The organism is Magnetococcus marinus MC-1, assembly GCF_000014865.1.
GTDB lineage: Bacteria > Pseudomonadota > Magnetococcia > Magnetococcales > Magnetococcaceae > Magnetococcus > Magnetococcus marinus.
In genome coordinates, this window is the sequence record NC_008576.1 from 4,356,922 (window position 1) to 4,378,719 (window position 21,798).

At 54.6% G+C, this 21,798-nt stretch carries 23 protein-coding genes; 15 read left to right on the plus strand and 8 right to left on the minus strand.

All coding sequences use genetic code 11. The annotated features are described in order from the left end of the window. Positions 1-206: 206 nt before the first annotated feature. From elbB to MMC1_RS17880, 4 genes are all read right to left on the minus strand, one after another. Positions 207-863: an isoprenoid biosynthesis glyoxalase ElbB gene (gene elbB / locus MMC1_RS17865; protein WP_011715028.1), complete on the minus strand. Its 657-nt coding sequence runs from the start codon at positions 861-863 to the stop codon at positions 207-209. Positions 864-933: 70 nt separating this feature from the next. Next, positions 934-1,131 carry a hypothetical protein gene (locus tag MMC1_RS17870; RefSeq protein WP_041641421.1) on the minus strand — a complete coding sequence of 66 codons (198 nt, stop codon included), beginning with the start codon at positions 1,129-1,131 and terminating at the stop codon, positions 934-936. Positions 1,132-1,400: 269 nt separating this feature from the next. Next, a complete protein-coding gene (locus MMC1_RS17875; RefSeq protein WP_011715029.1) occupies positions 1,401-2,051 on the minus strand; it encodes a TSCPD domain-containing protein in 651 nt (216 codons plus the stop codon). 293 nt (positions 2,052-2,344) lie between these two features. After that, positions 2,345-4,468, minus strand: a complete 2,124-nt coding sequence (locus MMC1_RS17880) for an adenosylcobalamin-dependent ribonucleoside-diphosphate reductase (protein WP_011715030.1) — start codon at positions 4,466-4,468, stop codon at positions 2,345-2,347. A 901-nt stretch (positions 4,469-5,369) separates the two neighbouring features. Here MMC1_RS17880 and MMC1_RS17885 point away from each other — a divergent pair. From MMC1_RS17885 to ubiB, 5 genes are all read left to right on the plus strand, one after another. Next, entirely contained in the window at positions 5,370-5,888 is a 519-nt protein-coding gene (locus tag MMC1_RS17885; RefSeq protein WP_011715031.1) for a dTDP-4-dehydrorhamnose 3,5-epimerase family protein, read from the plus strand. Between the two features lie 128 nt (positions 5,889-6,016). Beyond that, complete coding sequence (locus MMC1_RS17890; RefSeq protein ID WP_143711460.1) at positions 6,017-6,358, plus strand: hypothetical protein; 342 nt, start codon at positions 6,017-6,019, stop codon at positions 6,356-6,358. Positions 6,359-6,554: 196 nt separating this feature from the next. Further along, a complete protein-coding gene (ubiE, locus tag MMC1_RS17895; RefSeq protein ID WP_011715033.1) occupies positions 6,555-7,301 on the plus strand; it encodes a bifunctional demethylmenaquinone methyltransferase/2-methoxy-6-polyprenyl-1,4-benzoquinol methylase UbiE in 747 nt (248 codons plus the stop codon). A gap of 4 nt (positions 7,302-7,305) precedes the next feature. Then, the gene (gene ubiT, locus MMC1_RS22460) at positions 7,306-7,989 is read left to right on the plus strand and encodes a ubiquinone anaerobic biosynthesis accessory factor UbiT (protein ID WP_011715034.1); all 684 of its coding nucleotides are present in this window, start codon (positions 7,306-7,308) and stop codon (positions 7,987-7,989) included. 3 nt (positions 7,990-7,992) lie between these two features. Further along, a complete protein-coding gene (gene ubiB, locus MMC1_RS17905; RefSeq protein WP_081436353.1) occupies positions 7,993-9,630 on the plus strand; it encodes a 2-polyprenylphenol 6-hydroxylase in 1,638 nt (545 codons plus the stop codon). Positions 9,631-9,669: 39 nt separating this feature from the next. On the opposite strand, the gene MMC1_RS17910 is transcribed toward ubiB, so the two are convergent. From MMC1_RS17910 to MMC1_RS17920, 3 genes are read right to left on the minus strand one after another with little or no spacing between them, the layout of a single operon-like run. Beyond that, positions 9,670-9,918, minus strand: coding sequence for a hypothetical protein (locus MMC1_RS17910; protein ID WP_041641424.1), 249 nt, complete (start codon positions 9,916-9,918; stop codon positions 9,670-9,672). Positions 9,919-9,943: 25 nt separating this feature from the next. After that, entirely contained in the window at positions 9,944-10,477 is a 534-nt protein-coding gene (gene def, locus MMC1_RS17915; protein WP_011715036.1) for a peptide deformylase, read from the minus strand. 12 nt (positions 10,478-10,489) lie between these two features. Next, complete coding sequence (locus tag MMC1_RS17920) at positions 10,490-11,035, minus strand: glycine cleavage system transcriptional repressor (RefSeq protein ID WP_011715037.1); 546 nt, start codon at positions 11,033-11,035, stop codon at positions 10,490-10,492. A gap of 342 nt (positions 11,036-11,377) precedes the next feature. Between MMC1_RS17920 and MMC1_RS17925 the strand changes: the two genes are divergently transcribed. The 10 genes from MMC1_RS17925 (at position 11,378) to prmC (ending at position 19,324) form a co-directional block, all read left to right on the plus strand. Then, a complete protein-coding gene (locus MMC1_RS17925; protein WP_011715038.1) occupies positions 11,378-12,436 on the plus strand; it encodes an SPOR domain-containing protein in 1,059 nt (352 codons plus the stop codon). 51 nt (positions 12,437-12,487) lie between these two features. Next, positions 12,488-13,174 (plus strand): heme ABC exporter ATP-binding protein CcmA, encoded by a 687-nt coding sequence (ccmA, locus tag MMC1_RS17930; protein ID WP_011715039.1) that lies wholly within the window; start codon positions 12,488-12,490, stop codon positions 13,172-13,174. Next, positions 13,168-13,833: a heme exporter protein CcmB gene (locus MMC1_RS17935; protein ID WP_011715040.1), complete on the plus strand. Its 666-nt coding sequence runs from the start codon at positions 13,168-13,170 to the stop codon at positions 13,831-13,833. Before ccmA ends, MMC1_RS17935 begins: the two co-directional genes overlap by 7 nt. Further along, a complete protein-coding gene (ccmC, locus tag MMC1_RS17940) occupies positions 13,833-14,522 on the plus strand; it encodes a heme ABC transporter permease CcmC (RefSeq protein WP_011715041.1) in 690 nt (229 codons plus the stop codon). The genes MMC1_RS17935 and ccmC overlap by 1 nt, the downstream gene beginning before the upstream one ends. Next, positions 14,522-14,665: a heme exporter protein CcmD gene (locus MMC1_RS21780; protein WP_143711461.1), complete on the plus strand. Its 144-nt coding sequence runs from the start codon at positions 14,522-14,524 to the stop codon at positions 14,663-14,665. Before ccmC ends, MMC1_RS21780 begins: the two co-directional genes overlap by 1 nt. Further along, positions 14,655-15,125, plus strand: coding sequence for a cytochrome c maturation protein CcmE (ccmE, locus tag MMC1_RS17945; protein ID WP_011715042.1), 471 nt, complete (start codon positions 14,655-14,657; stop codon positions 15,123-15,125). Before MMC1_RS21780 ends, ccmE begins: the two co-directional genes overlap by 11 nt. A gap of 36 nt (positions 15,126-15,161) precedes the next feature. Beyond that, positions 15,162-17,126 (plus strand): heme lyase CcmF/NrfE family subunit, encoded by a 1,965-nt coding sequence (locus tag MMC1_RS17950; protein ID WP_011715043.1) that lies wholly within the window; start codon positions 15,162-15,164, stop codon positions 17,124-17,126. Between the two features lies 1 nt (position 17,127). Continuing rightward, complete coding sequence (locus MMC1_RS17955; RefSeq protein ID WP_011715044.1) at positions 17,128-17,688, plus strand: DsbE family thiol:disulfide interchange protein; 561 nt, start codon at positions 17,128-17,130, stop codon at positions 17,686-17,688. Beyond that, a complete protein-coding gene (locus MMC1_RS17960; RefSeq protein ID WP_011715045.1) occupies positions 17,688-18,203 on the plus strand; it encodes a cytochrome c-type biogenesis protein in 516 nt (171 codons plus the stop codon). Before MMC1_RS17955 ends, MMC1_RS17960 begins: the two co-directional genes overlap by 1 nt. Before the next feature lie 251 nt (positions 18,204-18,454). After that, entirely contained in the window at positions 18,455-19,324 is an 870-nt protein-coding gene (gene prmC, locus MMC1_RS17965; RefSeq protein WP_011715046.1) for a peptide chain release factor N(5)-glutamine methyltransferase, read from the plus strand. 220 nt (positions 19,325-19,544) lie between these two features. Here the strand turns inward: prmC and MMC1_RS20690 are convergent, their stop codons facing one another. After that, complete coding sequence (locus MMC1_RS20690) at positions 19,545-21,770, minus strand: peptidoglycan DD-metalloendopeptidase family protein (protein ID WP_011715047.1); 2,226 nt, start codon at positions 21,768-21,770, stop codon at positions 19,545-19,547. Between the last annotated feature and the right edge of the window lie 28 nt (positions 21,771-21,798).

The window sequence follows — 21,798 nt, forward strand, 5'->3', positions numbered from 1 at the left end:
GGATTGATGGAGGAAAGCAAAACCCGGTCGTTGGACCATGACCAGCAAGCAAGGAGAGCGTACCCACGAAACAGAGAGGCGACAAAGTGCCCCATGCAAACCTACCCAGCATTGAGCTGCGGATACGGCCCAATCTGCGTAACATAACCGGCTTACCGGTCAAAAGCGATGGCTTGGCCACAAAAAGGCCCCTTCTCTCCGTGAGATTAAGCGCGCTTTAACACCTCGGCCACCAATTTTTCAATGCCCACCCCCGCCTCGGCAATGCTGGCCGCGCACATGTAGGCGGCACTGGAGATCACATTGTTCTGCTCATCAATGATAATCTGCTCAGCACCACTCTCCACATGGGTATTGCCCATGTTGCGGATAGCCTCAGCAGTGCCTTCATCATTACCAATGGTTAGGCGCACACCACGCTCCGCTAAGATTTTGGAGAGCACTGCGGGTGTAATACAGAGGGCCCCAATGGGTTTCCCCGCCCCATGCATGGCCATAACCAGCGCAACCAGATCTTCATCAACTTGGGCGTTGGCACCATCAAAGGCGAGGGTAGAGAGATTTTTAGCCATGCCAAAACCGCCCGGTATAATCAACCCGTCCAGTTCGGTCGCCTTAACCTCGTCCAGCCGTTTGACATCACCCCGCGCAATACGGGCTGACTCCACCCGAACATTGCGGCGCTCGGGCATTTCATCCCCAGTCAGGTGGTTTACCACGTGAAATTGATCTTTATCCGGGGCCATGCAGACCACCTTGGTACCCGCTTTATCCAGAAAATAGAGGGTCAAGGTCGCTTCATGGATCTCTGCACCATCATAAACACCACAGCCCGAGAGCACCACACCGATTCGTTTACCCATGGTTTTATCCCTACCCAAACACGCCGTCTATCTTCACACCCAGTGCCAGCCACCCTCGGGAAAGAGAGTATTAGGATTTAAACTTGGCGTTGAAACGGCTCTCATCACTTTCACGGGGCAGGCCAAAAAAATTATGAAACCGCTGGCCTGTAAAGAGTTTCCATTTTTTAAAATAACGGTCCGAATGGCCCCGTTGTAAGCCTATGGCAACCGCTTTCACCACAAAGATCAGCAGCGCCGCAATCAACACAAAATTGAGAATAGCCATTCCAGATCCTCTTCAAAACACCATTAAGCTTCTACCCAAAGCCCACATACCCTAGCCCACCCATCCTACACAACTCCCCAGCTTTTGCAAAATAGCAAAGGAGATAACGCCGAAATATCTCCGTTTTTTTCATCCAACCCTCATCATCGTTTGCCACCTCTACAACCCTGCTTGAGCCACTGCTGGCTAAACGTGGTTACCATGAGCAATAAAAAAAGGCGAAGCTTGACACCTCGCCTTTTTAACTTACGCCACGTCACTAACCATGATCAGCCACACTTGGAATAACCACACTCCAGGCAGGTCTCGCAGCCATCCAGACGGACCACCGACAGCTGGCTACACTTGGGACACAAACTCCCCCCCAACATACCCTGCTTCTCCGCCTGTTTGCGTTTCTCACGCAGCTCCGCGCTCACCTCCTGCGCGTGAATCATACCAATATCCAACAGGTGCTTCTCGATGCACTCACCAATCTCTGCCACCAAGCTGGGCATATATTTACCACCGGGCTTATAATAACCACCCCGGGGATCAAACACCGAACGCAGCTCCTCCACCAAAAACGAAACCTCTCCGCCATGACGAAACACCGCCGACAGCACGCGGGTCAGAGCCACAATCCAAGAGAAGTTCTCCATGTTTTTGGAGTTAATAAAGATCTCAAAGGGGCGCAGATGCTCCCGATCGGTGCCCTCATTCACCACAATATCGTTGATGGTAATATAGAGTGCATGCTCCGACATGGGCGTCGCAATTTTATAGGTGGTGCCCCGCAGTTCCGGTGGACGCTGCAACAAAGGCTGCATGCGGATCACCTCGGCCCCACCGGTTGGACGCTTCTCCTCTTCTGCTTCCGTCTTGGGAACATCAGAGACAACCTCAAAACCCACAATCTTTTTCTCAATCGTGACGGACATTATGTTACCGCTCCCCATCTACTGTTTTGGTCTGCCATATACACACGCCTAAGGACAAACAACCACCCATTCCCGTTAAGCATGCTCGGCGGCGCTTGGCCTAACCCTTGGCGCATCGTATGGACACCCGAGACAACCCACGTGTGTCACCGCTTTTACAGCGGTTGTACCCCACCTGCGGCCATCCGAACTTTAACCCCTCGTTTTAACCTCTCGTGTGGTGCCACCACCCACCCTTGGCAGCCATTATCCAGCATCACCCTGGTTAAACAACATTTACTCGGGTCGCCCGTTTAATAGCGCCCGTAATAACCCTCTTTAAGCGCCTCAAACAGATTGGCGGCGGTATGTTTTTCGCCGTCGTACTCAATCTCTTCGTTACCCTTAACCTCAACGGTACTGCCATCTTCCATAACAAACCGATAGCTGGTATTGGCAAGATCCTCCTCTTTAACCAACACACCCTGAAATGCCTCGGGATTAAAGCGGAAGGTGGTACACCCCTTCAGCCCCTTTTCATAGGCATAGAGATAGATGTCCTTAAACTCATCGTAAGGAAAATCGGTGGGCACGTTAATGGTCTTGGAAATGGAAGAGTCCACCCACTCCTGCGCGGCGGCCTGAATATCCACATGAGCCCGTGGATTAATGGCATTGCTGTCCAAAAAGGTTGCGGGCAGTAGGTTTTTCTCTTCTTCGGCATAGGGATCGGCATCAGGATTAACCAACGCCCGATAGGCCAGCAGTTCGTAAGAGAAGACATCCACCTTCTCTTTGGTCTTACGCCCCTCGCGAATAATATTGCGGCTGTATTTATGGGCAAAACTGGGTTCAATACCATTGGATACATTGTTACCCAACGACAGCGAAATGGTCCCCGTTGGCGCAATGGAGCTATGGTGACTAAAACGCGAGCCTTCGGTTTCAATACGCTTGCGCAGGCGCTCAGGAAACTTAGCCATATAGCGGCTATAGCGGGCCATGAGCACCTTGCCGGGCAGTTGATCCCCGACACAGATGCCGTCATTGGCCATCTCAGGACGCTTGGCCATCATCGCTTCGGTAATGGTATACATCTGGTTCATCACCGGGGCTGGACCCTTTTCATTGGCCAGCTCCAGACCGACTTCCCAACCGGTTAGCGCCATTTCGCGGGCCACTTGGCTGGTAAACTCTACGGATTGACGGTCCCCATACACCATATTGAGCATGGTCAAGGTTGAGCCTAAACCTAAAAAGCCCATACCATGACGACGTTTATGTGCAATCTCATCGGCCTGACCCGGCAGGGGTAGACCATGGATTTCCACCACATTATCCAACATACGGGTAAAGACAGCTACCACCTCTTTAAAGCGTGCCCAATCAAATTCCGCCTTGGCCGTAAAGGGGTTTTTAACAAAGCGTGCCAGATTGACCGAACCCAGCAGACAGGCCCCATAGGGGGGCAACGGCTGCTCACCACAGGGATTGGTGGCCCGTATATCTTCGCAGAACCAATTGTTGTTCTGCTCATTGACCTTATCAATCAAAATAAAACCCGGCTCGGCATAATCGTAGGTGGAGGACATCACCACATCCCACAACCGACGGGCAGGAATGCTCTTCCATACCCGGCAGGCCACCTCGCCCTGCTCATTGGTTTTATAGCCTTCGGTTACGGGCCAGTGGCGGTAGACAATCTCCACCGTTGGGTCATCCAACTCATAGTGGTTGGCAGGGAACACCAGTTCCCAATCCATATCGGACTTAACCGCCTCCATAAACTGCTCAGTCACCAAACAGGAGAGGTTAAATTGACGCAGACGGCCATCCTCACGCTTGGCACGGATAAAATCCACCACATCCGGGTGGGTAATATCAAACGTGGCCATTTGCGCACCACGCCGCCCCCCCGCCGATGAGACGGTACGGCACATGGCGTCATAGATGTCCATAAAGGAGAGCGGCCCCGAGGTGCTGGAGCCAGCCCCCGCCACAAACGCCCCACGGGGACGCAAGGTGGAGAACTCATAGCCGATGCCGCAGCCTGCCTTAAGGGTCAAACCCGCCTCATGCACCGCCGCCAGGATATCATCCATGGAGTCTTTAACGGTTTGCGAAACGGTACAGTTGATGGTACTGGTGGCGGGTTTATGGTCCCGGGCACCGGCATTGGAGACAATGCGTCCCGCCGGTATGGCACCCTGCATCAGTGCCCACAAAAAGCGCTGATACCACTGCTCCTGGAGCGGTTCTTGCTCAACCAAAGCGAGCGCACGGGCAACCCGTTTGAAGGTGTCTTCAATGGTCTTATCCACAGGGTCGCCGCCCTTGGATTTGAGACGGTATTTGCGGTCCCAAATATCTTGGGAGGCAGACTGGAGTTCCAGATCCCTTTGCGGATTGATATCCAGTCTCTTCACGCGATTGGGCATGAGAAGATGACCTCTACTCGTAAACGTGCGAAAACTCTTCCAAGCCATACAACAGGGTGCCAGCCGCAGCGGCACCGTTTCGTATGACGAACCGGCACATCGGAATAGAGGGCTCCCGATGGTGCACATAGACCGCATACCCGGATAGGTCCACCGCGCCTTCTTAATGAGGATTAAACGGTGTTGGACCGATGCAGCCTATGGATTAAAATGGTCTACCTTGTGCAAAAGAATGGCGCGCAGCGCAGACCAAAAAAGTGTTTATGTAGCCAAAAAAACCTTTTACCTGCTTAGGTTTATAGGATACCGCGAAGTCCCACTGCGTCGCAATGGCTCCGGTTGACCAACCACCATAGATTTCATTTCTGGAAACGCTTTGTTCGTTAACCGTAACAGGTAGGTGAAACAGCGCGAGAGAGATCATGCCACCGTTACCCGATGGGTTCAACACCATTGTATGCTTGACAACTTCGAATTCACCCTCTGCCGACCACCACGATGGCGTGAAAATCCATGTATGCCAAGGGATGCAGCAGATCCCTGTCAGACCGGAAAAAAATTGTATCTTGTCATCCAGAGGGGGGGACCCTTGGCAAGGCAAGGGTGTAACACGCCTTCTTCGTGCAGAGACCCCACCACTGGATTATCCACACGATTTGCCCCTTAATCCTCCCCCTTGAACGCCCCTTTGTCCGGGAAATAGGGCCTATTGCATCAACACCCACTTCACCCTGTGGGCAGCGTGCGTGTAGGTTAACTTGACGCCCTGCCCTCTTGAGTATGCTTGCTTTTTTTCACTTAACCCCTTTAGCCCATCAGGTGGCCCATCGTTTTTAATGGGGATATTGGTTAACATGTCAAAAGATTCAAGTTCGGCCACCCTGACCCCAAGTGAAACACCATGTCGCAACACGCCACCCCCATTGCAGGTTTGCTTTTAACCAATGGTGCTGTCGCAGCCCCAGGGGCACCCCAGTCCCTATTTGAAACCACCCCCTTTATCCAGAGCGATACCCAACTGCAACTGTGGCGGGAGCCCCAAGCCCGCACTTTACGGGGTCTACGGGTACAACAAGCCCCGGCGGCGCAAACCTTGCTGTTGACACCGCTGACGGGCATGGTATGGATCATGGTGCTGGATTTACGCCGCAACAGTCACAGCTTTTGCCACTGGTATGGGGTCGAGATGCAGGCGAGCGCGGCTCAGAGCCTCTGCATTCCCCCAGGCTGCGCCCATGGTTTTTTAACCTTGGCTGCCGATACACTGTTGCTTAGCATGGCCTCGGTTAAAGATGAACCCCTGTTACAACGGGGCATCCGCTGGGATGATGCCCAATTTGGCATGGCTTGGCCCTATCCCCCCGAGCAGCTCTCTGACCTTGATGGCGGCTTACCTGACTTTCCCTTGGCGCATCTCTAAGGCAAACTTGGGTTGGCGGTCAATCAAGCCTTTCATTGGCCAGGTGTGCCAAGCGCAGGGTGCCCAACCACCCCGCACAACCACCGGGGCGCACCAGCTGCCCCATGCATGACGAGGGAAACCACAACGTGTTTGATCCAGACTACATCAATGCCAACCCCATGGGGCTTACAACGTGGTGTCACGTGGCCAACCGCCGTGGGGCGCAGACACTGGCACAATGGCTGCTAACCCACGAACAGCCCCCGGTGGATAAACAACTCATACCCCGCATTATCGAGCTGCTGGCCGAGCAAGCCTGCACCGCAGAGCCCGCCAATCTGGAGACCATGCGCCAACGGCTGGCGCGTATGCAGCAGGCCCGCCCCGAGTGGTGGGGCCAGCCCCCCCGTGAATATCGTTGGGATCAACGGCTGGAGCGCCTGGACCAACTGGCCCGCTACACCCTAAAACAACAAGATGACCTTTAAACCATACCCCCTACGGCCCCCCTCTGCCAGGCAACCCATGGATACACATAGGCGGGGTAAAACCCTCGCTGTAGTAGAAGAGCAATCCCCTCAGCCGACCCGCTCATCCAGGGGAGGCTAAGCTTTACCTTTCCCCAGTTGGCACAATGGCGTAAGATGCGAGCAACTTTGCAGCTAGCCAGGAAAGCCAAAGATTATGCGCGATACCACCACACATTTTGGATTTACCAACGTCCCTACCAGCGAGAAGGTTAAAAAGGTACGGGATGTTTTTGACTCCGTGGCCCCCAAATATGATCTGATGAACGACCTGATGAGCATGGGCGTGCATCGGCTCTGGAAGCGCCACGCCATTAGCAAACTCAACCTGCAACCCGGTGACCACGCCCTGGATCTGGCTGGTGGCACCGGTGATCTGGCGCTGCTCATGCAAAAGCGCATGACGCGCAGCGGTCGGGTTACCATTTGCGACATCAACTACAGCATGCTAGACCAAGGCCGCCACCGCCTAACCGACGAGGGCTGGCTGTGTGGTATGGAGTGGGTGCAGGCCAATGCCGAAGAGCTGCCCTATCCCAGCAACTGTTTTGATGTGGTTACCATCGGTTTTGGTATCCGCAATGTGACCAACATTCCCCAAGCCTTGAGTGAGATGTTTCGGGTGCTCAAACCCGGCGGTAAATTGATGGTGTTGGAGTTCTCTAAGATCGCCATTCCGGCGCTGCGCCCTCTGTACGACCTCTACTCGTTTAAGTTACTACCGGAGATTGGCCACATTGTGACCAAGGATCGGGATTCCTACCAATATCTGGTGGAATCCATCCGCATGTTCCCCGATCAGGAGAGTTTTAAGGCGATGATTGAAGCCGCTGGTTTCTTTAACGTCCGCTATGAAAATCTCTCGGCAGGGATCTCCGCCATTCACCTGGGTTACAAGGTGTAATGCCATGTTTGTCAAGCAATTTGCCGCACCTTTAGCCCTGCTTCCCCAACCCTTTACCGCCGTGGGCCTGGGGGTAACGCTCAATCTGTTTTTTATGCGTTATCCCGAACTCAAAGCACGCCTGCAAGAGCTGGCTGGTAAGCTGTTTCATTTTGCGGTGGAGGATCTGGGCCAGGACTACTACATGTTGGTGGAACAGGATGGTCATGTGCGCATCCACACCTACAGCGACGCCCCGGTGAATGTCACCATGAGCGGCAGTGCCGAGGCCTTTTTGCAACTCCTGTTTAATGTGGAAGATCCCGACTCGCTCTTTTTCGCCCGTCGTCTAAAAATGAGCGGCGAGACCGAGACCGGCCTACACTTTAAAAACATTCTGGATAATGTTGCGATTGATTGGGAGCGTGAGGCGGCCTTTTTTATTGGTCCCATAGGCGCCAAGCTGGCCGGTGGAGTTGGCAGCCGTCTCAAAGCGCTGTTTGCCATGCAAAAGGAGTCGGCAGAAGAGAGTGCGGAGATGTGGCTGGATGAAAACAGCGTACCCCGACGCCATGATGTGGATGATTTGCAGGATCAGTGTAGCGACCTAAGTGGCGAAACCGAGAGTCTGGAGCGCCGCCTCACCCGTTTGGAAAACCGTTATAAGATGCGCCAAGCGGCCCTACGCGCGGCGGATTCGGAAGCCTAATTTATGCTCTCAGCGTTTCGTTCTCTTAAACGGCTTGGGGGGATCTGGATGATCCTCGCCCAGCATAACGTCATGGAGCCCTTTGCCCGACGTTATGTCCCCATGCGCCTGCTTAGCTGGTTGGTGCAGCTTAACCCGGTGATTTGGCGGCACTGTCGCCGCACGCCGCTGCACATTCGTTTGCGGTTGGCCTTGGAGGAGCTGGGACCCACCTTTATTAAGTTTGGTCAAACCCTTTCGACCCGTCTGGATATTCTACCCGATGAGATTGGGCAGGAGCTCAAGCGCTTACAGGATGATGTGCCCCCCTTTGATCTGGCGACGGTACGCCAAAGCATCGAAGAAGATCTTAAACGCCCCCTGCATGAGCTGTTTCGTAGCTTTGATGAAAAGCCGGTGGCTTCGGCCTCCATTGCTCAGGTTCACCACGCTTTTACCCACGATGGGGATGAGGTGGCGGTTAAGGTGTTACGCCCGGATGTAGCGGCGCGGGTCGAGACAGATATTGCCATGCTCATGACCATGGCCAGCTTGGTGGAGGAGTTGATGCCCGAGTGGCGTCGCCTTAAACCCCGGGGCGTGGTTAAGGAGTTTGCCCAAACCATCCGTAATGAGATGGATTTTTTGGTGGAGGCTTCGCGGGCGCAAAAATTAGGGGAGAATTTTAAGGATGATGTGGGGATGATGATCCCCCAGGTTTATTGGCCCTTGACCTCCAGCCGGGTCTTTACCATGGCGTGGATTGAGGGTGTCTCCATTGATGAATTACCCCGTGAGCGGGTGGCGGGGCGTCCTGACCCCCGGGTGGTGGCGGAGCGCCTGTTAAGCTCCTTTTTTAAGCAGGTGTTTCACGATGGTTATTTTCATGCGGACCAACACCCAGGCAATATTTTGGTGCGCGAGGATGGGGTGGTTGCCCTGATTGATTTTGGCATTGTCTCCCATGTCTCTGAGCAGACACGCCAATTTTTGGCGGAGATGGTGCAGGGTTTTATTACCCGCGACTATAAAAAGGTGGCCCAGGTGCATCTGGATGCCGGGTATATCCCCCATGATACCGATATGGATGCCTTTGAGGAGGCGTGTCGGCAGATTGGCGAACCGGTGTTTGGTCAACCGTTGAAGGATATTTCCGTGGCGCGGCTGCTGGCCAAGCTGTTCAAGACCACGGAGCAGTATAATATGGAGGTGCAACCTCAGCTGTTGCTGCTGCAAAAGACCCTCTTTACCCTGGAAGGGGTGGGCCGAGAGCTGCATCCGGACCTCAATGCGTGGGAGATTGCCGAGCCGTTGGTCATGGCTTGGATGAAAGCCCGCATTGGCCCAAAGGGTCAGTTATTAAAGTTGCGCCGCCAGTTGGAGGAGATGGGCTATGCCATGGGGGCGGCTCCAGAGATGGCTTTTCAGGTTTTGGAGCGGGTCGCCAACGACCGTTTTCACATTCGCCTCCATGCCAGCTCTATGGAGCGGGTGGAACATGAGATTGTTTTGGGTTTCAAGCGGGTTTGGTCGGCGGTGATGGCAGGTTTTCTCTTTTTGGGGGGTGCTGTGATGGCCGCTGCGGGCATGAGCCCCTGGTGGTTTGTTCCCCCGCTTATTCTGGCCTTTTTTAGCTTTTTCCGGGTGATTGCCCTGCTATAAAGAGCCATGGATACGTTTGGTACAGTGGCTACGGGTTTATCATTTCTGTTTGGAACCGCGCAGAGGTGATAGCTTGACCGACACCATCAAACGTGTGTGCAGGTCAATGAGGCAAGGGAGATCAGCGAAACGTTGATTGATCGACTTTATCCCATGTCCGGCTTGCAGAAAAAGCCCCGAACGTATCGCCAGAAGCCCCTTTTCATCATTGGCTGGCTGAAAAACGAACCGTGGGGTAGGATCGGTCGGATAAATGGCTCTGATGAACACCCAAATATCCGCATCCATGTATCGGTAACGGTATAGATTGCCCTTAAGCTCGGTTGCGTTTTTTCTGGTAAACCTTGCGGGGAAACAGGTCGGCTTTGCGGCTGACCACCCGATCGGTGAACAGCTTACCTTCCAAATGGTCCATCTCATGCTGGACCACCCGGGCCTCAAAGCCTTTAAAGTGGCGTACCTGCTCTTGACCATGGCGGTCTTGAAACTGAACCGATATGTGGGTAGCCCGCATCACATTACCGGTATAATCCGGCACCGACATGCAGCCCTCCCGCGCGGTCTCCATACCCTCCCAGCTTATAATTTCGGGGTTGCACAAAATCAACTCGCCATGGTGCTCGTCGGGCGGTTTGCGGGCCAGTCCACAGTTGACCACCACCATACGTATGGCATGGTCAACCTGCGGGGCGGCTAAACCCACACAACCGGGCGCGTGTTGGGTGGTCTCAATAAGATCTTCCACAAAGGCTTGAAAAGCGGCGGTTTTAAACTCCTCGGCCTCCAAGCTGCGGCAGGGCTGTAACAGGCGCTGGTCGGGGTAGACCAATACATCCAAAATGGCCATGATAGACTCTTCTTACAGTTCAAAAACATCACCTGCACGCAGAGAGATCTCCACCTGCAACTGGGCGGCCAGCTCTTTGAGCGCCGTACGCAGGGCTTCGGGCTGTTTAACCCCTTCCACCTCAATATTGATAATATAAATGGGACGCCCCACCGCACCACCCGTGTGGGTGTGCATATCCACGATATTGACCGCTTTATCGGCCAACAATTGGGTGACATGGTAAACAATGCCCGGTTTATCCGCCCCCAATACATTAATCAGAAAAGACTCTTCCTCATCCGCTGGCTGGGTGTCTTCTACCTGGGCGGCACTGAGCTCGGTAATCAGATGCGCCAGGGCAAAACGCGCCACCACCGGCTTGAGCTTGGCTTCTAACTCAGCGCAGATCTGGGCGTGGGGCGGGCTAAGCACCAACATAATGGTAAACTGCCCGCTTAAACGGGTCATGCTGGAATCTTCAATATTGCAACCGGTCTCAAACAATACCCGCGTAACTTCCGCCACAATACCCGGGCGATCCAAACCCGACAGTTGCAACAATACATAGTTAGCCATGGCGCGACCCTTGCTTATGAAAGGATGGAAGACCATCATAGGCAGCGTCAAAGCAGGTTAAAACCTTGCTGACGATGCGCTGGTTAGAATGTTTATCCTTTTGAAAGGTTTTATACTTTCAAAAGTTGTGCCGTGTCCATACCGACCACCCTGGCAGGGTGATAACAGGCCGGTATGCGACCCGCAAGCGGGCCGTTGTCAAAAAACGGATGCTCAGGATAACGCAGCCACCCTTGGGGGGAAAGCGTAAACGCATCCTACGGCCTGCATCCGTCGCGCAGTCACGCCCTCAGCAGAGGGGCAGCCTGCAAGGGTATCCTAAGGATAGGGGAGCTTACAGCCATGAGTGGCGCAATCCGTCGCGAACAGCAATTTCTTATTAACTTTGGCGGCCTGATCATGGTTTTGATCGTCGGCATGGTCGTCTATGAAATGTTTACGGGTGGCGGCGATATTATGCTGGCCGACCTGGGCAGCCAACGCCCTGTGGTGCAAGTAACCCGCCCCGGTGGTGAGGGGCTTAAAGTCAATAGCGCCGCAGCGAGCCAACCCCAGTCATGGCTGACATCCAGCCAGCCTGCCCGCATCTTTGCCGCCCCACCCAACAAAGCCCCGAGCAAGCAAGAAGAGCCCGTGGATCAGGTGAAGGAGATTAAACCCCCTTCTGAATTGCAAGCCAGTTGGAACCGCCCCACCAGCACTCTGCGGGCTGACGATATGAACCTCTCCCCGCCTCAGCCAAGCCAGAGCCCTGCGGGTACCCAGTCCGTCTCCTTGATGCAGGATGGCCAAGCGACCGGTGCTCAGATGCCCGCGCCCACGGTAGAACCGGTGGTGCCGGCTCCGCCTGCCAACAAGCCCGCGCCGCTCTCTTTAGCGCCGCGTAAAATTAGTGAGCCCGCCACCCAAACACCGGTACCGGTTACGGTGGCCAGCACTACCACACCGATCCCCGTCAGCCAACCCCTGCCGGTACCTGTTCAGCCCCAGTACAAGGCCCCTATTCAACCAGCCTATCGTATGCCGGCACCCATCAACCAGACCCCAGCTCTGCCCAGTATGCGCGCCATACAGCCGACTCCGGCCCCGGCGGCCCCGGCTCAAGCGTACCAAATGCCATCACAAAATGTTGCGCAAGCGGCCCCAACCAGTGGATACTCGGTGCAAGTGAGCTCATTCTCGGATACTATCCACGCCAACGGACTGCGTCAGCGGTTGGCCTCTCTGCCCTTTAACGGCCAATATCTGCCGGTGTATACCACCACCGCAGAGGTTAAAGGCAAGCTCTATTATCGGGTACGTTTGGGGCCTTTCCCCAATCGTGAGGTTGCCAATCAGGCACGCCTCTATCTACAACAACGCACCGGTCAGAGCGGCCAGATTGTCGCCCCTGGCCGCTAATCTGCTGATTGGAACCTGTTTCGCTTCCAGTCGGCCAACTGAGAGTGCTCCATGGCTCGACTGGAAGTTGAAAATATTCACTACGGGTTTGGTCGTCATAAAGTCCTAAAAGGCATTGACCTAACCGCAGAGGATGGTGAGTGTCTGGTGCTGTTTGGTGTCAATGGCGCAGGCAAATCCACCTTGTTAAACATTCTTGCGCTGCGCTATCGACCCAAGCGGGGCAGCTATCGCCTCAATGGACAAGAGGTGTGGGATAACCCCGACTATAGCCGCAGTCAGATCGTTACCATCGCTCACCACAGCCATCTTTATGGTCATCTTACCCCCGTAGAAAATCTACAATTTTTTTCCGCGATGCGCGACCTTGAACGCACCGATGAACAGATTAAACAGTGTGTGCGGGATGTGGGTTTAAGCCGTTTTTTGCACCGTCCGGTTAAAGGGTTTTCGGCGGGCATGCGCAAGCGCGTGGCCCTGGCGCGGGTACTATTGGCCAACCCGCCCTTGCTGCTGCTGGATGAACCCTATTCAGCCCTGGATCACCAGGGTGTGCAGTGGCTGAACAAAATCCTTAATGCTTACATTAAAGAGGGCGGTACCTTGATCATCGTCACCCACGATCCAGATCGGGTGGCGGCACTGCCCTATCGTGCCTTGCGGGTGAGTAAAGGGTTGCTGCTGGCCGATACCGTGGATGCCGATTTTCGTGAGGAAGAGGAGATGCAGGTATGTTAAAAGCCGCCTACCGCATCGCCTGGAAGGATGTGATGGGGGATTTCCGCCGTCGCGCCACCCTCTCTGCCATGCTCTTTTTTGCCATTTCGGTGTTGATTGTGTTTCAAGCCGCGCTGGAACCCAACCGCCAAGAGGCCCTGCGCCTGATGCCGGGCTTGCTCTGGATCACCGTGCTATTTACCTCGCTGGTGGGGTTGGGGCGGGTCTTTCAGGCCGAAGAGGAGGATGGTGCGCTGGAGGGGTTGTTGATGGCCCCGGTACCCCGAGGTATCATCTTTCTGGGTAAATGGTGGGGGAACTTAATCTTGACCATCTTGGTCGAAATTCTTCTACTGCCCATGATGATGATCTTGCTCAATGTGGATGCATGGGATAGGGTGCATCTTATCTTTGGCATTCTGTTATTGGGGACATTGGGGTTGACCGGCCTGGGGGTACTCTTGGCGGCGATGACCCAAACGGCCCGCTCCCGCGAGACCCTGCTGGCGTTGTTACTTATACCGCTGGTGGTACCGTTGCTGATTGCAGGGGTGCAGGCGACCTCTGCCGTACTGGGTACGGTAACGGACAGCGCCGCTTGGCTGCAATTGATGATAATCTTTGATGTAGTCTATCTTGCCCTGGTGCCTTGGGCCTTTGGTTGGTTGGTGGAGGAGTGATGTTTCAGGATTTAAGCAAAATACAACGCCTGCTGGGTTTTGCCTTTGTTGGGGTATTGCTGGCGTCCCTGGCTCTGGTATGGAGCGCGCCAGCGGACTTTCAACAAGGCTACTCGGTACGTATCCTCTACGTGCATGTCCCTGCGGCTAAAATGGCGCTCTTCAGTTATGTGGCCATTACCTTGGCCAGCATCTGGGTGTTGGCGCGCGGCTCGGAGCGGGCCGATATCTTTGCCGAAGCGATGGTCGGCGTGGGTGCGGCCTTTACCGCCGCTACGCTGGCCTCGGGCTCGATCTGGGGTAAACCCATGTGGGGCACTTGGTGGGCCTGGGATGCCCGCCTCACCTCCATGTTGGTATTGTTGATCCTGTTTGTGGGTTTGATGGCCCTGCGCGGTGCCTTTGACGACCCCCGCAAAGCGGCCAAAGCCACGGCGGTTATGGCGATTATTGGCGCGGTGGATCTACCCATCATCCATTTTTCGGTCAAATGGTGGCGCACCCTGCACCAACCCCCGTCATTTGATGGGGCATCGGGCATGATCCATATTGATTCATCCATGCTGCCGCCGCTGGCGGGCATGACCGTCGCCTTTTTGCTGCTGGCCTGCTACCTTTTGGTGTTACGTTACCGCATGGTCGCTGCCCAGCGCCAACTGGATGCACTGGAGAGCGAGGGGATCGCATAATGGAATATATGGAGTATGTTGCGGGGGTCTACGGTGTCACCCTGCTGATTTTGGGTGGTGCGACGCTCTTTTGGCACAAACAGTTAAAGCAGGTACAACAGCGGTTGGCTGAGGAACAGGAGGCTCAGGTCGATGAAGGCTGATTATCAAAAGCGGATGCGCAATAAACGCTTGCTGCTTATCGCCACCCTGGTGTTAGTGGGGGGAGCGCTGTTAACCTTGGTCTTTCAATCCTTCAGCGGTGCCATGGTCTATTTTCACACCCCCACGGAGGTGATGCAAAAAACCGTTGAACTCGTGGGTAAAAAGGTGCGCATTGGGGGCATGGTGCAAGCAGGCAGTTTAAGCCGCAAAGAGGGCACCCTTGAGATCACCTTTGATGTCACCGATGGGGAGACGCCCATCTCCGTCTATTACAAAGGGGTTACACCCGATCTGTTCCGGGAGGGGCAAGGCGTGGTGGTCGAAGGGGAGTGGTTAAACACCAAACCCTTTATCGCCCATACCATCCTGGCCAAACACTCCGAAGATTATATGCCTGTAGAGATGAATGCCGAGGCGATTCAAAAATCCCGCGAGAACATTCTTAAATCTTTGCAATAACCTGACGTTTTCCCCGGCCTTGTGGAGCCGTTTGCTATGTGGATAGAAGTTGGACATTATGCCGCCATCCTGGCGTTGCTGCTGAGTATTACCCAAATGGTCACCCCTATGGTGGGCATACGCAGTGGTCAGATGGCCTGGGTCAGGGTTGGTCGCTACAGCGCCTTTGCGGTGTTTTTGCTCTTGAGCGTAGCCAGTGGCACACTGATACACGCCTTTATGAGCCACGATTTTTCCGTGCTCTATGTGGCCCGCAACTCTTCCTTGAGCCTGCCATCCTTCTATTTGGCCACCGCCATGTGGGGGGGACATGAGGGCTCTTTGTTGCTGTGGGCTTGGTTAATGTCCTTTTTTATTGCCGTTGCAGCATGGCGCCACTGGAACACCCACTCGGTCTCGATGCCCTGGATTTTGACCATTCTAGGGGCCGTGACCCTGGGTTTTCTGTGCTTGGTATTGCTGCTCTCTTCGCCCTTTGAGCGGCTGTTTCCCATCCCCATGGATGGACGGGATCTTAATCCGCTGTTGCAAGATCCTGGTATGGTTTTTCACCCCCCCTTTCTCTATCTGGGTTATGTGGGTTTTGCGGTTCCCTATGCCTTTGCCATGGCGGCACTGATAACCGGACAGGCCAAGGATGAGTGGATCTTGGCAACCCGGCGCTGGACCCTGTTTGCCTGGACCATGCTTACGACGGGCATCGTGTTTGGTGCCTACTGGGCCTATTATGAGCTGGGCTGGGGCGGCTATTGGGCTTGGGATCCGGTGGAGAATGCCTCTTTCATGCCCTGGTTAACCGGTACCGCCTTTTTGCATTCGATCATGGTGCAAGAGCGCCGCCAGATGTTTAAGGTATGGAATCTATTCCTGATTATCACCACCTTTTCGCTCTCACTGCTGGGTACCTTTTTGGTGCGTTCGGGGGTGCTTAGTTCGGTACATGCGTTTGCTACCGACCCGGGCCGGGGTATGTTTATTTTAAGCTTTATGGCGGTTATGTTGCTGTTTAGCTTTGGTGTGCTGGTGTGGCGAGCCGATGCCTTAAAAGCGGAAAACCGCATGGACGCGGTGGTGTGTCGCGAGAGCACCTTCTTGTTTAATAACCTGTTCCTGTTGGTTGGGGCGATCACGGTGCTGCTGGGCACCCTCTACCCGCTCGCTTTGGAAGCGTTGATGGATGCCAAGGTCACGGTGGGCCCCCCCTACTTTAACAAGGTGTTTGTGCCGATTATGCTGGGCCTGCTTATTCTGATGGGCATTGGTCCCTTGATCTCTTGGCGGCGGGCCGCCCAGGGACAGTTAAAAAAGAACTTTTTGGTGCCGGGTCTGTTGGCCTTGGTGGGGATTCCTATCGCCCTGCTCTTGGGTGTGCAGCACCCTTACGCCATTGTTACGGTGATGATCATTCTGTTTGTGGGCAGCACCCACCTTATTGATGTACAGCGGGGCGTTGCGGCTCGCCTTCAAGCGGGTAGCCACAACCCCATTTCTGCTTTCGTTAAAATGGTCGCCCGTAACAAGCGCCGCTACGGTGGCCTGACGGTGCATATTGGCATTCTGGTTATGTGCGCGGGTTTTATTGGCAGTGGCATGTTCCAGGAGGTTCAGACCGTCATTATGCAACCCGGCGATAAGGTACGCCTTTCGGGTTGGGAGCTGACCCTGGAAAAGTACCATCAGGTGCGTAAAGATAACTGGACAGCAACCGAAGCGGTGATGCATGGCGTGCGGGAGGATGGTCTGACCGTCAGCTTGCATCCCCAAAAACGTAAGTATGATAACCATGAGATGGAGACCACCGAGGCCTCCATTATCAACTTTTTCTGGGAAGATCTCTATGTGGTGTTGGGAGATCGCATCCCTGGCAAGGGGTGGGCCATTAAAGCCTACCGCAACCCCTTGATTAGCTGGGTTTGGTATGGCTCCTTCATCATCGCGGCGGGGGCTATACTGGCACTCTTCCAGGGACGCCGTTTTAAACGCATCCAGGGGGCCTCTTAGTATGGGTAAGCTATGGAAAATCCTACTGCTTGGCGTGATTGTGGGTATCTTGGTCTTAATGGCGTTGGGACTGGGGCACGACAGCAAAAAAATTCCTACCGCCTTGTTGGATAAGCCTGCGCCCCCCTTGCGGGGACCGGCCCTTACTGGTTCGGCCACCATTGATATCGCTGACTATAAGGGCAAATGGGTTTTGGTCAATTTTTGGGGCTCTTGGTGTGGTGCCTGCGTCAGTGAGCATCCTGAATTACTGCAACTGGATCGTATTGCCAAACAGCGGGATGATTTTGCCATCATAGGCATTGATTATAAAGATACCCGCTCGGGAGCCATCTCCTTTTTGCAGCGTCATGGCACACCCAGCTACGCGATGGTTTTTGACCCCGATCAGAAGGTGGCCATTGAGTGGGGCGTGGTGCGGGCACCGGAGAGTTATTTTGTCAACCCCGCTGGGAAAATCGTCAAAAAAGAGTATGGCCCACTGATGCCTGGCTGGTTTGACAAAGTGGCACTGCCGCTTATGCGCACCCACACCCCCTCGCCCACACCAGGAGCATCCTAATGGCTCGCCTTATCATGTTGGCCTTCGTGCTGCTGCTCTCCCACGCTTTGGCACTACCGGTTTTGGCGCAACAGAGCCCGCCGGTAAATAGCCTTAAAGCGGAAGACCCCAAAGAGGGGCTGGTGCGTAAGATCGCCTCGGAGCTGCGCTGCGCGGTGTGTCAAAGTCAATCGGTCTATGACTCCAATGCCGATCTGGCTAAAGATATGTTACAGGTGGTGCGGGATAAGGTGCATGAGGGCATGCCAGAGGATGAAATCCGTCGCTATTTTCTAGACCGCTACGGCGACTATATCTATATGGAACCGGTGATGAACAGCCGTAATCTCGCCCTATGGGCAGGCCCCTTTGCCGCACTGTTGTTAGGCGGTTTGGGCTTGTGGTTTGCCATACGCAGCTGGTACCGCCCCAAGTCTACCTCGGCTGCAAGCAACAACCAGACGCCCGCGCAGGCCAAAGCCGCTGACACCATGCACAACCGTATTCAGCAAGAACTGGATCGTATTGATATGTAAAGGCGGGTTTAGGCTGCTGCACAGGTAGCGTGCTACGCGGGGGCAGCGCCACCCCAACGGATCGCTTTGTGGGTTGACACACCTCGCTACCGAGCATGCATTTGGGCGGGCTCCAGCAACAAGCAAGCGACCTTGGGCCGACCTGCTGCTCTCTTGCATGGCAAAAGATCCCTTTAACGTGCTTTCCACCAGGGGCGGCCCAACACCCCTTCTGCTGCCTAATACGGCAACTCTGCCCCATGGATTTTGGCATGTCTCAGACTGAAACTTGGACGGTCCGCCGCATTTTACAATGGACCACCGATTGGTTAAGCAAACAGGGGGTTGGCTCACCCCGTTTGGATGGAGAACTGCTGCTGGCCCACACCCTTACGCTGCGCCGCCTGGATCTCTTTTTAGACCCCGACCGCCCCCTAAGTCCAGATGAATTACAGCGCTACAAGGCCTTTATCAAACGTCGTGCGGCACGGGAACCGGTTGCCTATATCGTTGGCAAAAAACCCTTTTTACATTGGGAACTCACCGTTACAGCCGGGGTATTAATCCCCCGTCCCGAAACCGAACATCTGGTGCAAGCTGCCCAGGATTTTTTTAATCAACAACAGCGCGCCCCCCACACCATTCTGGATATTGGTACCGGCAGTGGTGCCATTTTGCTTGCCCTCTTAGACCACTTTAACGAAGCCCAAGGCATTGGTATTGACATCAGTAAAGCGGCGCTTGCCTGTGCCCAACACAATGGTGAACAGCTCAACCTCAACAACCGAGCGCAGTGGCTTTACAGTCATTTTTGTGATGATCTACCCCATGAGAGCCGCTTTGACCTGATTCTCTCCAATCCCCCCTATATCAATAGTGATGTTATCCCTACCTTAGAAGCTGAGGTTAATCAGTGGGAGCCGCGATTGGCCCTTGATGGGGGTGTTGATGGCATGCAGGCCTATCAGCAGATTATACCTGCCGCGGTGGCACGGTTAAACCCTGGGGGCCTACTCGGGGTTGAGATTGGCCATGACCAAGGCCCTCGTGTGGCAGCCCTCATGCAACAACATGGCCTGCAACAGGTGGTGGTCCACAAGGACTACGCCCAACATGATCGGGTGGTGTTGGGCCACCGCTAGCCCCGGTTTAACATCTGTTAAACGCTATGAACTGGTGCTGGTGCGGCTTACCGGGGCTTCGCCCCAGACCCCCACGAGGGCTTCGCCCCTCGACCCCACCAGAGGCCGCGGCCCCTAGAGCCGCATCACTTCCCCATTCTTTCTAGTAGGTACGGTATCAAAAAAAGGGCGGGTCGCCCTCAAGCCGACCCGCCCTTTTTGATCCCTCTGCGCTCTAACCCTATTCGGATAAGGCCGCCACCACATTGGAGCTGCTACGCAACATCGCCGTCAACTTTTGGCTGCGCTTATTAAAGTCAGCCAGATATTGCGATGGCACACTCTTACCCATAGGCAATTTAATCTGCAAGGGGTTTACCTGACGACCACGTACCCGCACCTCATAGTGCAAATGGGGACCCGTAGCGGCACCCGTGGCCCCTACATAACCAATCACTTCACCCTGTTTTACCTGAGAACCCACACTCAAACCCCGCTTAAAGGCACTCATATGGGCATAAGCCGTAGAGTAGGTGCCATTATGCTTTACCAATATCAGGTTGCCAAAGCTGCCCTTGTGCGCCCGGTAGATAATCTGACCACTGCCCGACGCCCGAATAGGGGTGCCACTGGGGGCCGCATAATCGACACCCTTGTGGGCGCGGGTAAAACCAAAAACAGGATGTTTACGCGCCAAGGAGAAACGCGAAGAGATGCGCGTAAAATCTACTGGTGCGCGGATAAACATTTTCTCCACGCTGGAACCATCGGGCTTATAATAGCCCACCTGACCACGGGGATCCTGATAACGAATTGCCTCGTAAGCATTGCCCTGGTTGACAAATTTGGCCGCCAGAATGTTACCATTCCCCACCTTGCGCCCATCGACATAGAGCTCTTCAAAGACCACGGTAAATTGGTCTCCCGCTCGAATGTCCCGGGCAAAGTCCACATCCCATTCAAACAGTCCGGCCAGACGCATCGCCAAGTTTTGTGACAGCCCCACATTACGGGCGGCCACCAACAAAGAACCGTTAATGGTACCCGCTACGCTACGTACCTGCACCTCGTAGGCTTTTTGCACCATCTCTGCGCGTAATGAATTGTCCGCTTTTTGGGCAATAAACAGCGTCTTATCTTTGGCCACCGCATAGCTAAGACCAATCAACTCATGCTTAGCATCAAAAGCCATATTCAGTTCACAACCCGGACGCAACCGCCGGGCAATATCAAAATCTGCCTGCTGCTGGGCGGCCTTGGCGACCTCAAAAGCCACAAGATTAGAGACCTCATGACGGGCCAAAATGGCACTAAACATATCCCCCGGGCGGACCTTTTCGCTCACTATCTGCTTAGCTGCCGGAAAACGTGAACGCATCTCATCGTTCTTCGCCTTGACCGCTTCTGCTGCACTGGGTTGTTCCTCTTCCGCAGCGGCATCCGCCAGGGTCACATCTTGCTCGTCCGTTTCGGCTTGCTGACCTTCAGCCTGTGCTGTTTGGGTCTGCTGTGGATCCACGACCGCCTGTTGATCAAGCGCCTGCTCCTCTTCGCTGGAAGCGTTATCCAGATGTGCTACGCTTTTAGGTGCCGGAGCAATTTTTGCGACCTTCTCACCGGTCTGACCCTCTTCGGCCTGTTCCCCGTTGGTACCATACAGTGCCGCCAAACCTGGGGACATGGTGCTGGGGGTCGCTGCGGTTTGCTGTACCTCAACCCGAGGCAAAGCAATTGAAGCGGCCAACCGCATATCTTGATCCAGCAGTTGTGCCTTAAACGATTTTAAATCCGTCGTGGTAATAACCAGCGTACGGTTTTTGCTAATGGCATAATAAAAACCACGAAAGCTATTGTGGCTGTCCCGACGAATGAGCACCGGATTGCCAGCGCGCATGTACCGTGCGAGGTCATAGAGCGGTTTGGCCTCGCGATACATCGCCAGTGCGGCCCCATAAGGAATTTCATAGCGTTGCAGCATATTTGTTATGCTGTCGCCGGGTCGAACTTGATCTTCTTGCAGAGTGGTGGTCGCCACCGCCATGACAGGTTCATCGGTCTCGGCGTGGGTACCTAAGCCCAGGGGTAGATCGACACTGGGCGCCGAGGCACGGTTAACCTCCAACTCTTGGGGGGTTATTAAGCCCGCCAACAGATCTGGCTCGATCAAAGCTTCCGGCGAGAAGATGGCCGTACGGGTTGGTTCATTGTCCAAACGAGGCGGCGTCAAAGGCAGCAAACCGGCACGGTTAAGCACCATAGCATCCTGAAATCGCTGACCGGGATGGTTCAGTGAGTGTCCCGTATGGGCATCCAACACGCGGTGGGCCACCAACCCCCCCACCGTCAAAGCACCCACCAGGAAAAAGCGCAGCCATCGACGCTCCGGGCGTTGCTGGCGTGACACAAACCCACTGGTGCGGGTGTGGGATCCCACGCGGTTAAGGTATTTTTTACTTCCAGGATTCATAGAGTTATCCGCTGACTGTATTGTATAG